General features: G+C 74.8%; 16 protein-coding genes. 7 read left to right on the forward strand and 9 right to left on the reverse strand.

Annotated elements, in window-relative coordinates; all coding sequences use genetic code 11:
* Window positions 1–408: 408 nt before the first annotated feature.
* On the forward strand, window positions 409–747 hold the full coding sequence (locus EXE44_RS01305) for a DUF5827 family protein (RefSeq protein ID WP_137715624.1): 339 nt from the start codon (window positions 409–411) through the stop codon (window positions 745–747).
* Complete coding sequence (locus EXE44_RS01310; protein WP_137715625.1) at window positions 744–1,658, forward strand: ATPase; 915 nt, start codon at window positions 744–746, stop codon at window positions 1,656–1,658. Before EXE44_RS01305 ends, EXE44_RS01310 begins: the two co-directional genes overlap by 4 nt.
* Window positions 1,659–1,681: 23 nt before the next feature.
* Here the strand turns inward: EXE44_RS01310 and EXE44_RS01315 are convergent, their stop codons facing one another.
* From EXE44_RS01315 to EXE44_RS01325, 3 genes are all read right to left on the reverse strand, one after another.
* The gene (locus tag EXE44_RS01315) at window positions 1,682–2,164 is read right to left on the reverse strand and encodes a hypothetical protein (RefSeq protein WP_137715626.1); all 483 of its coding nucleotides are present in this window, start codon (window positions 2,162–2,164) and stop codon (window positions 1,682–1,684) included.
* A gap of 51 nt (window positions 2,165–2,215) precedes the next feature.
* Window positions 2,216–2,563 (reverse strand): 4a-hydroxytetrahydrobiopterin dehydratase, encoded by a 348-nt coding sequence (locus EXE44_RS01320; RefSeq protein WP_137715627.1) that lies wholly within the window; start codon window positions 2,561–2,563, stop codon window positions 2,216–2,218.
* Window positions 2,564–2,645: 82 nt separating this feature from the next.
* Window positions 2,646–3,110 (reverse strand): hypothetical protein, encoded by a 465-nt coding sequence (locus tag EXE44_RS01325; protein ID WP_137715628.1) that lies wholly within the window; start codon window positions 3,108–3,110, stop codon window positions 2,646–2,648.
* A gap of 76 nt (window positions 3,111–3,186) precedes the next feature.
* Here EXE44_RS01325 and EXE44_RS01330 point away from each other — a divergent pair, with 76 nt between their 5' ends.
* Entirely contained in the window at window positions 3,187–4,014 is an 828-nt protein-coding gene (locus tag EXE44_RS01330) for a BtpA/SgcQ family protein (RefSeq protein WP_137715629.1), read from the forward strand.
* 35 nt (window positions 4,015–4,049) lie between these two features.
* On the opposite strand, the gene EXE44_RS01335 is transcribed toward EXE44_RS01330, so the two are convergent.
* The 5 genes from EXE44_RS01335 to EXE44_RS20635 are packed head-to-tail and all read right to left on the reverse strand — an operon-like array spanning window position 4,050 to window position 6,996.
* Window positions 4,050–5,189 (reverse strand): carbohydrate kinase family protein, encoded by a 1,140-nt coding sequence (locus EXE44_RS01335; RefSeq protein ID WP_137715630.1) that lies wholly within the window; start codon window positions 5,187–5,189, stop codon window positions 4,050–4,052.
* Window positions 5,186–5,698: a nucleoside deaminase gene (locus EXE44_RS01340; RefSeq protein WP_137715631.1), complete on the reverse strand. Its 513-nt coding sequence runs from the start codon at window positions 5,696–5,698 to the stop codon at window positions 5,186–5,188. The genes EXE44_RS01335 and EXE44_RS01340 overlap by 4 nt, the downstream gene beginning before the upstream one ends.
* Before the next feature lie 24 nt (window positions 5,699–5,722).
* A complete protein-coding gene (locus EXE44_RS01345) occupies window positions 5,723–6,037 on the reverse strand; it encodes a hypothetical protein (protein WP_137715632.1) in 315 nt (104 codons plus the stop codon).
* Between the two features lie 12 nt (window positions 6,038–6,049).
* Window positions 6,050–6,799, reverse strand: coding sequence for a hypothetical protein (locus EXE44_RS01350; RefSeq protein WP_137715633.1), 750 nt, complete (start codon window positions 6,797–6,799; stop codon window positions 6,050–6,052).
* A gap of 20 nt (window positions 6,800–6,819) precedes the next feature.
* Window positions 6,820–6,996, reverse strand: a complete 177-nt coding sequence (locus EXE44_RS20635) for a hypothetical protein (RefSeq protein ID WP_173228076.1) — start codon at window positions 6,994–6,996, stop codon at window positions 6,820–6,822.
* 143 nt (window positions 6,997–7,139) lie between these two features.
* Here EXE44_RS20635 and EXE44_RS01355 point away from each other — a divergent pair, with 143 nt between their 5' ends.
* The 4 genes from EXE44_RS01355 (at window position 7,140) to EXE44_RS01370 (ending at window position 12,529) form a co-directional block, all read left to right on the forward strand.
* The gene (locus EXE44_RS01355) at window positions 7,140–8,084 is read left to right on the forward strand and encodes a permease (protein ID WP_137715634.1); all 945 of its coding nucleotides are present in this window, start codon (window positions 7,140–7,142) and stop codon (window positions 8,082–8,084) included.
* A gap of 58 nt (window positions 8,085–8,142) precedes the next feature.
* Window positions 8,143–9,087, forward strand: coding sequence for a PHP domain-containing protein (locus EXE44_RS01360; RefSeq protein WP_137715635.1), 945 nt, complete (start codon window positions 8,143–8,145; stop codon window positions 9,085–9,087).
* A 140-nt stretch (window positions 9,088–9,227) separates the two neighbouring features.
* Window positions 9,228–10,487: a gephyrin-like molybdotransferase Glp gene (gene glp / locus EXE44_RS01365; RefSeq protein ID WP_137715636.1), complete on the forward strand. Its 1,260-nt coding sequence runs from the start codon at window positions 9,228–9,230 to the stop codon at window positions 10,485–10,487.
* Window positions 10,484–12,529, forward strand: coding sequence for a molybdopterin biosynthesis protein (locus tag EXE44_RS01370; protein ID WP_137715637.1), 2,046 nt, complete (start codon window positions 10,484–10,486; stop codon window positions 12,527–12,529). The genes glp and EXE44_RS01370 overlap by 4 nt, the downstream gene beginning before the upstream one ends.
* Here EXE44_RS01370 and EXE44_RS01375 read toward each other — a convergent pair.
* Complete coding sequence (locus EXE44_RS01375) at window positions 12,499–12,996, reverse strand: PaaI family thioesterase (RefSeq protein WP_137715638.1); 498 nt, start codon at window positions 12,994–12,996, stop codon at window positions 12,499–12,501. The genes EXE44_RS01370 and EXE44_RS01375 overlap by 31 nt on opposite strands.
* Window positions 12,997–13,003 lie beyond the last annotated feature (7 nt).

A 13,003-nucleotide genomic window follows, 5' to 3' on the forward strand; every position in this document is an offset into this window, starting at 1 on the left:
ATTTTTTCGCAGGACGCTACGCGGTTAGTGACCGCTCTGTTCAGGCTGATTGATTCACCGGGATTGTTGACGGAGTGCCGGGGAATACCGCCAAAGCCCCAGCCACGAGGGCGGCGCACGCTCGTTGCGCTCCTCGCTCGTTCACTCCGCTCACCCGCTGCGGTGCTTACGTCGCCTGCGCCGCCCTCGCGGCTGCCCCTTTGAGCCCCACCCCGCCCCGCACAGCACCGCACCTCTCGCCTCCCCAGCCTCGTCGCTGGCGCCGATGGCGCCAGCGACTCCCTCGCGCGTGCGACTCGCGCCCTATCGGGCGCTCGTCGGCACGCGCCACCGCATCGGTTCAGGTAGCGTCGGATCGATTCAGGTCGTATCGGCAGCGTTTACGGACGCGGTCGCGTATCGCCGCGCATGCCCGAACCGAAGTCGGCGTTCGACACCACCTACCCGTGCGACTTCTACGAGCCCGCGGAGCTGTTCGAGCCGGACCAGATGTACACAATCCCGGAGATCGGGCGCCTGCTTCAGGGGTTAGAGCCGGACGCCGAGGTCGACCCGGACACCGAGGCCGTGCTGGTCGACTGGGCGGTCCCGTGGGTCATGGTCCACGCCGAGGAGATGGTCGTCGCCGAGCCGCTGACCGAGGACGGCCCGGGGTACTACGGGCTCGCGACCGACGCCGACCCCGAGCCCGACTCGGACGCCGACGGCGGCGAGGCTGAGCCCGACGACGTCGACGGATCGGCGTGACCGGGGATCGCTCCGACCCGCCGACCTACCTCGTCGCCGGGGGCTCGCGCGTCGACGCCGGGAAGACCACCTTCTCGGCGGGGCTGGTCGCGCACCTCGCCGAGCGCGCGGGCGACGCGGTCGGCGTCAAGCCCCGCGCGGGCAACGACTACTGGTTCGACCACGACGACTACCGGGTCGCGACCGACGCGGGCCGCCTGTACGGGAAGGACGCCCGCACGCTCGCGGCCGCGAACACCCGCCCGCTGGCGGCGGCCGACGACTCGTCGCCGTCGGCGTCGGCGGTCACGCCCGAGTCGATCAACCCGGTCCATCGGCTCTGGAAGCCGACGCCGGGCCGGACCGGCATGCTCGGCGACGCCGACCGCACCTTCCTCTGCGACCGCGTGACGACCGACGCCGGGACGCGGTTCGTCGTCAACGGCGCGGCCGCGGAGGCGGGGCTGATCCCCGACGGACTGACCGACCGCCTGCCGCTGGCGGAGGCGACCCGCGTGCGCGACGTGCCCGAGTTCAACGAGGTGATGGCCGCGGCGCACCTGCCCGCCATCGAGCGCCTCGCCGACCGCGTCGCCCGCACGCCGGTCCCGGTCGTCGTCGAGTCGTACGCCGACGTGGCCGGGACGCTGCCCCGCGACGGCCCGGTCGCGCCCGACGCGGTCGCGGTCGTCGACCCCGGCCGCGCCCGGATCTACGCGGGCGACCGCTACGCGAAGGCCCGCGCGGTCGCCGCCGGCAGCCCGCGCGAGGGGACCCGCGAGGAGCACGTCGACGCGGTGACCGAGATGATCGAACCGCTCGCGACCGAGCCGCTCCCGGCGCTGTCGGGCGAAGTGCGCGGCGACCCCGACCGCGTGGCGGCGGCGTACGAGCCGGCGTACGCGGCGCTGGTCGACGCGGTCGAGAACTGAGAACCCGCCGGCGCGGCCCGCGCTCAGGCGTTCCGCTTCGTGTAGTGTTCCAGCGCGGACTCGATCGAGGAGAGCTCGGCCGTCACGCGGCTGTCCGCGACGCGCATGAAGCCGGGCGTGTACGACGACGAGTAGTCGAAGATGCGGTTGACGGCGCGCTTCGGGGCGGAGACGGCGCTGAAGTCGGTGACCGTGTACACGCGCGTGGTGGGGAAGGCGGTCCAGAACGTCCCGCTCGCCCAGCGGTCCTCGTCCGCGAACGCCTCGCCGACGCGGCCGGTCGCGACGTACTCGTCGTCCGCGTAGAACAGCAGGAGGTCGCCCGACTCCATCTTCTCGAACGTCGACCCGTTGCCGCTGTCGTCGTCGACGGCCCACAGGCGGGCCTCGTCGAGGTCGGCGAGGGGTTCGGGGCGATCCGGGTAGTCGGTGAGATCGACCGGCGTCCGGACCGTTCGGTCGAAGTTCTCCGGGTCGATCGGGACCAGGAAGACGTTCTCGCTCATTACCCGACGTTTCGCCGGCAGGGGTTTAAAGCCGTTCGTTGATGCGTCGGGTCACTCCCCGTAGTCGGCGTACAGGCGGTCCATCCGCGCCGCCATCACGAAGTCGGCGCGCGTCAGGCCGCCGACCTCGTGGCTCCACATCTCGATGCCGACCTCTCCCCACGACAGCGCGATGTCGGGGTGGTGCCACTCAGCCTCGGCGAGCTCGCCCACGTCGTTCGTGAACGAAAGCGCCGTCTCGAAGTCGGGGAACTCGTAGCTCGCCTCTAGGTGGTGCCCGTCGACGACCTCCCAGGCGTCGCCGAGTTCGGCGGCGTAGTCGGCGTACTCGTCTTCGGCGAGCGGCTCTCCGTCGTCGCCGGCCGGCTCGACCGGCTCGTCCGCGAGCGGTGAGGACATACCCCACGTTGGGCGACGAGCGGTTTGTACCTTCCGCGGACGGAAGGCCGGCGTCCCCGACCGCCGAACGGGCGCGCGGCGCTCACCGGAACCGCGAGAGCGCGTTCCGGAGCGCGCGCCGGGCCCGCGAGAGCCGGCCGCCGCGCCCCTCCTCGGCGGCGTCCGGCGCCCCCGGATCGGAGAGCTCCCAGCCGGCCTTCTCGGCTGCCTCGTCGACGCGCAGGAACTCGTATCCCGTCTCGGTCGCGACGCGCTCGTCCGCGCGGGTGGTGCCGACGAACACGTACCGCGGGGCGGCGCTCTCGTCGCGGGCGTCCGCGAGCGTGCCCCACTTGTCCCAGTTCCGGAGCGCGTAGTCGTTCTCGACGCCGTGCTCGCGGGCGAACGCCGCCACGCGGTCCGCCTCGTTCGCGACGACGCCGACGTGGCGGCTCCACCGACGCGCGTCGGCGAACGCCGCGGCCGGGTCGGCGAGCGAGCGCGCGGCCCCGAGCGAGAAGACGAGCGTCACGTCGCCGTCGCCGGGCTCCGTCGCGTCGATTCCCATCTCGGTCGGACGCATGTGGGCACCGGCCTAAACGCTGTGGGGAGGCTTTTGTCGGGGCGCCGCGTCGCTCCCGACGATGGAGCTCGAATCCACCTTCGGCACGGCCGCGCCGCTCCTCGGCATGGTGCACCTCCCGCCGCTCCCCGGAGCCCCCCGGGCGCCGGACGACGGGCGCGAGGCGATGCGCGCGGCGGTCGACCGGGCCGCGAGCGACGCGCGGGCGCTCGACCGCGGCGGCGTGGACGGGATCGTGATCGAGAACTTCGGCGACGCGCCGTTCTACCCCGACGAGGTCCCGCCGCACGTCGTCGCGAGCGTGACCCGCGCCGCGACGGCGGTCGCGGCCGAGACCGACCTCCCGCTCGGGGTCAACGTCCTCCGGAACGACGCCGAGGCCGCCCTCTCCGTCGCCGCCGCGGTCGACGCTGACTTCGTCCGCGTGAACGTCCACACCGGCGCCCGCGTGACCGACCAGGGGATCGTCCAGGGGCGCGCCCACGAGACGCTCCGGCTCAGGGAGCGCCTCGGCGTCGACGTCGGCGTCTTCGCCGACACCGACGTGAAACACTCCGCGCCGCTGACGCCCGAGGGGTACACCGCCGAGTCGTTCGCCGACACCGCCGAGCGCGGCCTCGCCGACGCCGTCATCGCCTCCGGCTCAGGGACCGGCGAAGCGGTCGAGGCCGGCGCGCTGGAGTCGGTCGTCGCCGAGCGCGAGCGTCACGGCCTCGACACGCCCGTCCTCGTCGGCAGCGGCGTCACGCCGGAGACCGTCGCCGACCTGCTCTCGGTCGCCGACGGCGCGATCGTCGGCACCGCGCTCAAGGCGGGCGGCGAGACGACCGCCCCGGTCGACGCCGACCGCGTCGCGGCCCTCGTCGCGGCCGCCGACGAGGCGCGGTAGCTCCCGCCGGCCGGCCCGCGCGCCCGACCCGGTCGCTACGGGCTCCCGTCGGGCCCGAACCCGCGCTCGGCGAGGAACGCCTCGACCTCGTCGCGGGTCGGGAGCCCGGGCTGCGTGAACCGGCTCGTACAGTTGATCGCGGCGACGGCGGCCGCGAACCGGACGCCGGAAGCGACGGCCTCACGGTCGGCCGAGGGCTTCCCCGGCTCGGCCGCTCCCCGCGGTTCCCCCGCGAGCCACCGGTCGATCAGCCCCGCGGTGAAGGCGTCGCCGGCGCCGGTCGCGTCGACGGTCTCGACGTCGAACGCGTCGAACCGGGACGCCTCGCCGCCGGCGACGGCCGTCATCCCGTCCGCGCCGCGCGTGAGGACGGCGCGGGGCCACGTCGGGCCGCGGCGCGACAGGGTCCGGGGCCCGGCCTCGGAGTCGGCCGTTCGACGCTGCGCGGCCGCGACCCGCTCGACCGCGGCCGCCGCCGAGCCGAAGAACGCCCGGGCGGCGACGCCGTCCGCGACGAACAGGTCGGCCCGGTGGAGGAACCGGTGGATCGTCGCCGGCTCGGTGCCGCGCCCGACCAGCTCCTCGACGGCCCCGGAGAGGTCGAAGACGAGCGCGGGCGGGGCGTCGCCCGAGTCGGCCGCGGCCGCCCTGAGCGACTCCACCCGGTCGAGGATCCGCCGCGCCGCGCGGTCGGGCGCGTAGGCGGTGAGGAAGACGACGTCGGCGTCCGCCATCGCCGCGAGCGCGTCCGCGTCCGGGCGGAGCCCGCGGAAGCTCTCGCCCGCGGTGACGATGGCGCGCTCGCCGTCGGGGTCGCGGAGGATGAGCGAGCGCGTGTGGGCGGCGTCGCCGACGGCGACGTGGGTCCCGTCGACGCCGGTCTCGTCGAGGTACGCCAGCGCGCGGCGCCCGTACTCGTCGTCGCCGACGCGGCTGACGAGGCCGGCATCGCGGCCGAGGCGGTCCAGCGCGACCGCGACGTTGGCGCCGACGCCGCCGAACGCGGAGGTGACCTCGTCCGCGAACGCGCCGCCGTCCGGCTCCGGGAGGTTGCTGACCGCGTACCACTCGTCGATGGCCGCGGCGCCGACGGAGAGGACGGAAGGGGTTTCGTCGGCGCCGGGGCCGTCGGCATCGCCCCCGCCGTCGCCGCCCGCGTCCGGTCCCGTCGTCACGACTCGCGGAAGAAGTCGTTGTGGACCGCCATCGCGGACTCGACGGCCACCGGTCCCTCGACGGTCGTGTCGCCGTCGGCGCGCCGGATCACCTCTTCGAGGGGGATCGGCACCACGTCGCCGGAGAGCTCGCCGAGGGTCTCGCCGTCGACGCCGAAGACGACCCGCCCGATGCCCGCGTAGTGGATCGCCGTCGCGCACATCGGGCACGGCTCCGTGCTGGCGTACATCGTACAGCCCGCCAGCTCGTCGGCGTCGAGCTCGCGGGCCGCCCAGCGCGCGAGGGTCAGCTCGGGGTGGGCCGCCACGTCGCCCTCGGTCCGCGTCTCGTTGTGCGCTTCGCCGACGACCTCGCCGTCGACGACGAGCAGCGCGCCGAACGGCGTGTTGCCGGCCTCGACCGCCTCCTCGGAGAGCCTGATCGCTCGCTCGACGTACTCCCGGTCGGTCGGATCGTCGGGGAGGTCGTCGAGGGACTGGAACTCGCCGTCGCCGGACGCGTCTGTCATACGCTCCTGTTCGCCTCCGGGTACCTAACGGTTGGTACCGCCCTCGTCGGGCGGCTTCGTGCGGTCGTCGTCCGGCGCGCGCCCGTTGTCCGCGTCGCCCGCACTCCCCGCGTCCTGCGACCGCCGCACGTCGCGGAGCGCGTCGACCGCGTCGTCGGTGGCGCTCGCGGTGCGCGTCTCGGTCGCGCCGGCGGGGTCGAGCCCGCCCGGCTCGTCGCCGTCGCTCGTGTCCCCGTCGTCGTCGCCGCTCGTTCCCGGCTCGTCGCCCGATTCGCCCGCGTCGGTCGCGTCGTCGTCCGCGCCGAAGAGCCACGCGCGGACCGCGTCGATGAATCCCATGTGTGGTCCTCGTCAGTAGTTCCGGAACAGCAGCGCGCGCACGTCGTCCTTCGTCCGCGCCGTCTCGACGCTCCCGTCCGGGAGGTCGACCTCGTACCGCGCGTCGCCGTCCGCCTCGCGCCACTTGTCGGCGTGGGTGTCGAGCAGGCTCATCATCGCATCCAACTGGCCGGCGCCGCCGTCGTCGCTCCCGCCGGCCGCGTCCTCGCTCGCGTCGGCATCGTCGTCTGCTCCAGTTCCGTCGTCGCCTTCGTCCGCTTCAGTTCCGTCGCCCTCGCCGTCGCCCGCGTCGTCTGCAGCCTCCGCGTCCGCGTCGTCGTCGAGGTCGATATCCACGCGCGAGAACGGGTCCGCGGCGAGGGCGGCCGCCGCGTCGAGGACCGCGTCGATCAGCTCGTCTTTCGTCATCTCGCTGCGGCCGGTGACCTCGAAGGCGGCGGCGATGTCGGACAGGTCCATCGGGTCGTCCGGGTCCGGGTCGCTGCGGCGGCGGTTCCGCGACGCCAGCAGCTCCCGGGCGCGGTCGCGGTCGAAGGGCGCGGCGTCGCCCGCGGCCGCCGACCGCTCGCTGTCGTCCTCGTCGTCGGTCGCCGGCGCCGCGACGCGGTCCGGGTCGTCGACGGCGTCCGCGAGGTCGAGCAGGTACGCGAGCGCGTCCTCGCGGTCGACGGAGGCGTACGGGCCGGCGTGGGCCGCGGCCAGCTCCGCGCGGAGCGCTTCGATCCGGTCGGCGTGGTCGTCGGAGATGTCGAGCGTGGGCATGGTGTGGGTTGGGTCGACCGCTACTGGTTCTCCTCGAAGCGCGCGAGCGCGTCCGCCCAGCTCTCGGCGAGCTCCGGCTCGCCGGAGTGGTCGGCCTCGACGTCGGCGTAGCCGCACTCCTCGCAGGCGACGGCGGTGGCGGCGCCCAGCGACAGCGACGACAGGGCGGCGCCGCAGCGGGGGCACTCGGGCGTCACGGATTCTCGCGTGGAACCTCGTCGCCCGCGGTGAAAAACGCACGGGTCGGCGGGGGTCGACCGCCGACCGCTCCGGACGAGCGCCGCCGCGCGGTCGGGACCGCCGGGGTAACAGTCATTACACTCGGCGGAAACGTTCGCGTATGAGCGAAGCGGACGCAGAGAACGTCCTCATCGAGTACTACCGCCGATACGTCGGCGACCCGGACCGGACGATCGACGTGTACGCGGGGTTCGGGCTGTTCTCCGCCGGAATCGCCCTCGGGGTGATCGGGGTCGTCGTGTTCCTCTACAGCGCGACGCTCGACCCGACCGCGCTCTCGACGTACGCGGTCCGCGAGGTCGCGGCCGTCGCCGCCGCGGCCGGGCTCCCCGCCCTGCTGTTCGGCATCGTCGTCCTCCTCCCGGTCGACCGCCGAATGCTGTACCTCGCGGGCGTCGGCGTCGCGATCACCCTCGTCGGCACCGCCGCGTTCACCTGGGCGTACCCGCGCAACTGGAACGTCGTCGCCAACCCCGACTACAGCGCGCAGATCGTCGCGGGCTACACCCTCGGGCTGGTCGCGGTCATCGGCGCGACGGGCGGCGCCTTGGTCGCCCACCGCGTCGAGCGCGCCGCGGGCGGCGCGGTCGGGAGCGGCGCGTCCGAGGCCGGGAGCGGCGCCGCGGACGCGGGCGGCGGATCGGGGCCGGACGCGGCCGGCGGCGACGGCGAGGCGGTCACCGAGGAGTCGGTCCGCGCCGACATCGAGCGCGAGCTGGAAGACGCGGAGCTGACGTGGGGGGGCGTCGAGCGCTCCGAGACGCGCCGGCTCGAACTGAACACCAGCGCGGTCGACGACGCGGACGTCGACGCCGAGAAGCTGGCGGGCTCCGCGACCGAGACGCGGACGACCTCCGGCGCGGTCAACGACGCGGTCTCGGAGCTGAAGGGGCTCCAGGGCGGCGACGTGAAGACCGACAGCGGCCAGGGGACCGACGACCAGGCCGCGAAGCTCCGCGAGCTGCGCGAACAGCAGCGGAAGGAGGCCGAGGAGGCCGCCGAGGACGAATCGGTCGTCGACAAGATCAAGGGGCTGTTCGGCTGAGCCCGCCCGCGCCGCCGTCGCTGGCCCATTTATATACTTCCCGCCGCGTAGTCCGGGCGTGTCCAGCGTCACCGTCAGCATCGACCCGCACGTCCACTCGGAGGGGAGCTACGACGGCCACGAGCCCGTCGAGCTAATCTTGGAACACGCGGCAGAGATCGGCCTCGACGCGGTCGTCATCACCGACCACGACGTGATCCGGGAGTCGAAACGGGCGGCCGAGATCGCCCACGAGTACGGGCTGATCGGGATCCCCGGCGTGGAGGTGTCGACCGCGCACGGCCACCTGCTCGCGGTCGGCGTCGACCGGATGCCGCCCCGCGGGCGCCCCTACGCCGAGACGGTCCGCTGGGTCCGCGACCGCGGCGGCGTCGCGATCGTTCCCCACCCGTTCCAGCGCTCGCGCCACGGCGTCCGCCAGCGCAACATCCCGACGCCCGGGCCGGCCGACGAGGCGGCGGCGACCCCCGGCCCGGCCGACGAGGCGACGGGCGAGGCGGTCGAATCGGCGGCGCCCGAACCGACGCCGAACGGCGGGGCGACCCCCGAACCGGCGACGGCCACCGAGGTCGACGCCATCGAGGTGTTCAACGCGTGGCTGTTCACCGGGTACCGGAACCGCCGCGCTCGGCGGTTCGCGGCGGAGTACGGCTACCCCGGCGTGGCCGCGAGCGACGCGCACCACCTCCAGTACGTCGGGCGGGCGTACACCGACCTGACGATCGAGGGCGCCGAATCGGTCCGCGAGGTCACCGCCGACGACGTGCTGGCGGCGATCCGCCGCGGCACGACGACCGTCGAGGGACGGCGCGCGCCGATCCGGATGGCGGCGAAACACTACGTCGGCGCGGCCGGGCGCCGGTCGGCCTACTACGCGCGGACCGGCGCCGCGCGGGGCGCGCAGGCCACCAAGCGGACCGCGGTCGACGGCGCCGTCGCCGCGAAGGTGGCCGCGCTCCAGTCGGTCCACCGAATCCGGCGGCTCCTCTCCTGGTTCGCCTGACGGACGGCGTGGTTCGACGGAGCGGCACAGCGACGAAGCGGCACAGCGTCGGAGCGGCGCGAAGCGGTCGGCGGCCGGAGACGACGGCGCCCGCGCCCGCGGAGAACGGGGTTTTTGCCCGCGGCCGCGAATGTGATCCCATGAGCCACGACAGACGCGAGTCCGGGTTCAAGCGGCGGACCCGGGTCGCGGACGCGAGGGCGACGCTGCTCGACGCCGTCACGCCCCACGACCGGACGGAGTCGGTCCCGGTCGAGGCGGCGGACGGCCGCGTCGTCGCCGAACCGATCGACGCGCCCGCGCCGGTGCCGGGGTACGACCGGGCCGCGATGGACGGGTACGCGGTCCGCGCGAGCGACACCTTCGGCGCCGGCGACCGCTCGCCGGCGGTCCTCGCGGCCAAGCCCGCCGAGGCCGACGCCGTCGCGCCCGGCGAGGCCGCGCGTGTCCACACCGGCAGCGCGGTCCCCGAGGGCGCCGACGCCGTCGTGATGGTCGAGCGGGTCGAGGCGGTCGGCGACGAGGTCGAGGTGTTCGACGCGGTCGCGACCGGCGAGAACGTCGGCGAGGCCGGCGAGGACGTGGCGGACGGCCAGCGGCTGTACGAGCCCGGCCACGTCCTGCGCCCCTCCGACCTCGGCCTGTTGCGCTCGGTCGGCCTCGACGAGGTGACGGTCAGGGAGCCGCCCGAGGTGGCCGTCATCCCGACCGGCGAGGAGCTCGTCGAGTCCGACCCCGGCCCCGGCGAGGTGATCGAGACGAACGGGCTCACCGTCTCCCGGCTCGTCGAGCGCTGGGGCGGCGAGGCCCGGTACCGCGACGTGGTCACCGACGACCCGGACGCGCTCCGCGAGGCGGTCGCGGCCGACCTCGACGCCGACGTGGTCGTCACCACCGGCGGCTCCTCGGTGGGCGAGCGCGACCTGATCCCCGAGGTCGTCGACGGCCTCGGCGAGGTGCTCGTCCACGGCGTCGCCCTGAAGCCCGGCCACCCGGTGTGCCTCGGGGCGGCCGAGGGGACGCCGATCGTCTCGCTCCCGGGCTACCCGGTCGCGTGTATCGTCAACGCGGCGCAGTTCCTCCGCCCCGCGCTGAAGCGGGCGGGCGGGACCGACGCCGACCCGTTCCCGACGCGCCGCGCCACGCTCGACCGGAAGGTCGCGAGCGAGCCCGGCGTGCGGACGTTCGCGCGGGTGTCGCTGACGGAGCCGGACGGGGAGGAGGGTGCTGACGGGGACGGCGACGACGCTCTCCCGACCGCGACGCCGACGCGCGCCAGCGGCTCCGGGATCCTCTCCAGCGTCGCGCTCGCCGAGGGCTGGGTCGTCGTCCCCGAGCCGCGCGAGGGGCTCGACGCCGGCGAGACCGTCGACGTCGAGCTCTGGGAGGTGACCGAATGAGCGACCGCAAGGAGTTCCGCGACCTCGCGACCCCCGAGGCCGCCCGCGAGGCGATCGCGTCGCTGGACCTCTCGCCGTCGCCGGAGACGGTCCCGCTGCGGGAGGCCCGCGGCCGCGTCCTCGCCGAGCGCGTCGACGCCGCAATCGACGTGCCGGGCTTCGACCGCGCCTCGATGGACGGGTACGCGGTGCGGGCGCGCGACACCTTCGGCGCCGACGAGGCCGACCCCGCCGAGCTCGACCTGGTCGGCGCGGTCCACGCGGGCGCGGCGCCGAACGTGACCGTCGAGCCGGGGACCTGCGCGGAGATATCCACGGGCGCGGTGATGCCCGACGGCGCCGACGCGGTCGTGATGGTCGAGCGGACGGACGAGGTCGGCGGGGACGACGCGACCGACGGCGACGCCTCTCGCATCGCGGTCCGCACGTCGGTCGCGCCGGGCGACCACGTGATGACCGCGGGGACCGACATCGCCGCCGGCGCCCGCGCGCTCGGCCCCGGGACGCGGCTGACGCCCCGCGAGATCGGCCTGCTGTCCGCGCTCGGGGTTGACGAGGTCCCGGTCGAGGGACGCCCGCGCGTCGGCATCGTTTCGACCGGCGACGAGCTGGTCCGGCCGGGCGAGGAGCTCGACCCCGAGCGCGGCGAGATATACGACGTGAACTCGACGACGATCGCGGCGGGCGTCGAGGAGGCCGGCGGCGAGCCCGTCCTCTACCCGCACGCCGGCGACGACTACGCGGAGATGGAGCGGCTGCTCCGCCGCGCGGCCGACGAGTGCGACCTCGTGCTCTCCTCGGGGTCGACCTCCGCGAGCGCGGTCGACGTCATCTACCGCGTGATCGAGGCGCGCGGCGAGCTCCTCCTCCACGGCGTCGCCGTCAAGCCCGGCAAGCCGATGCTCGTCGGTCGCCTCGACCGGTCGGGCGACGGGGCCGACGGCGACGGACAGACGGGCGACGCCGCCGACGCCGGCGAGTCGGCGTACATCGGCCTCCCGGGGTACCCGGTGTCCGCGCTCACCATCTTCCGGACGTTCGTCGCTCCCGCGATCCGCGAGGCGGCCGGGCGGGACGACCCCGCGACCGCGACCGTCGAGGGCCGGATGGGCGTCGGGGAGCGGTACGGCGAGGGGCGCCTGCGGCTGATGCCCGTCGGCCTGCTCGACCTCGACGACGGCAATCGCCCGCTCGTCTACCCGGTCGACAAGGGGTCGGGGGCGACGACGAGCCTCGTCGAGGCGGACGGCGTCGTCGCGGTCGACCCGGACACGGAGTACCTCGACGCCGGCGAGACGGTCTCCGTCGACCTGTTCTCCCCGGACGTGCGCCCGCCGACGCTGCTCGGCGTCGGCGAGGACGACCCCGCGCTCAACCGCCTGCTCGACCGGCTCGCGAACCCGCGGTACCTCGCCGTCGGCTCTCGCGAGGGGCTCCGCCGGCTCCGCGACGGCGTCCCCGACGTGGCCGTGACCGCGGGCCCGACCGACCGCGACGTCGACGCCGCGGTCCTCGGCGGCTGGACCCGCGAGTGGGGGCTCGTCGTCCCCGAGGGCAACCCCGAAGACGTGACCGGGCTCGCGGACCTCGTCGACTGCAACCTCCGCCTCCGCAACCGGCCGACCGTCTCGGGGCTCCGGCGCAGCCTCGACGCGGCGCTCGACGACCTCGCGGCCGACCGCGACGCCGACCGCCGCGACCTCGCCGGCCGGATCGACGGCTACGAGCGGACCGCGAAGGCGTTCGAGAGCCCGGTCCGCGCCGTCGTCGCCGGCGACGCGGACGCCGGCCTGGGCCTCCGCGAGACGGCGGAGCGGCTCGGCTGTGACTTCGTCTCGCTCGGCGAGCAGTCAGTCGTCGTGCGGGCCGCCCCCGACCGCGCGGACCGCGAGCCGGTCGCGGCGCTGGCGGCGGCGCTCGGGACTGGCGCCAGTGACGACGCCGACGCCGACGCGGACGCCACCGACGAGGCCGAGCAGGCCCTCGACGCGATCCTCGCCGACCTCCCGGGCTACTCGCGGAACAGCCGGAACGAGCCCTGACCGACGACGACCTCCGACCGGTCCCCGTCGCTCGCGTCGTCGTCCGCGGTCGCCTCGCCCCCGTTTCCGGCGGTGGTGACCGTCATCTCGCTGACCCCGATCGAGCCGCCCGCCCGCACCACCTCGGCCTCCGCGCGGAGGTCGCCGTTCGCGGGGCGGAGGTAGTTCGCGTTGAGGTTCACCGTCGCCACGCCGCCGTCGAGCGGGTCCTCGAACGTCGTGCGCTGAGCCACGCCGCCGGCCGTGTCGATCAGCGTCGCCGCCACGCCGCCGTGGATCGTCCGCCCGTCCGCGTTGGTGAGCTTGTCGTCGAAGGGGATAGAGAGGACGACGCGGCCGCGTTCGATCGTCTCGACCGACGTGTTCAGCCACGAGAGGTAGCCGTGCTCGTCCTCAAGCTTCCGCTCGACGAACGCCGTCGCCGCGTCGGGCAGCGGGTCCATCTCGGCGATGTCCGTGCGGTCCATGTTCCCG

Origin of the sequence: Halorubrum sp. SS7 (genome assembly GCF_005435055.1) — an archaeon.
GTDB classification, from domain to species: domain Archaea; phylum Halobacteriota; class Halobacteria; order Halobacteriales; family Haloferacaceae; genus Halorubrum; species Halorubrum salinarum.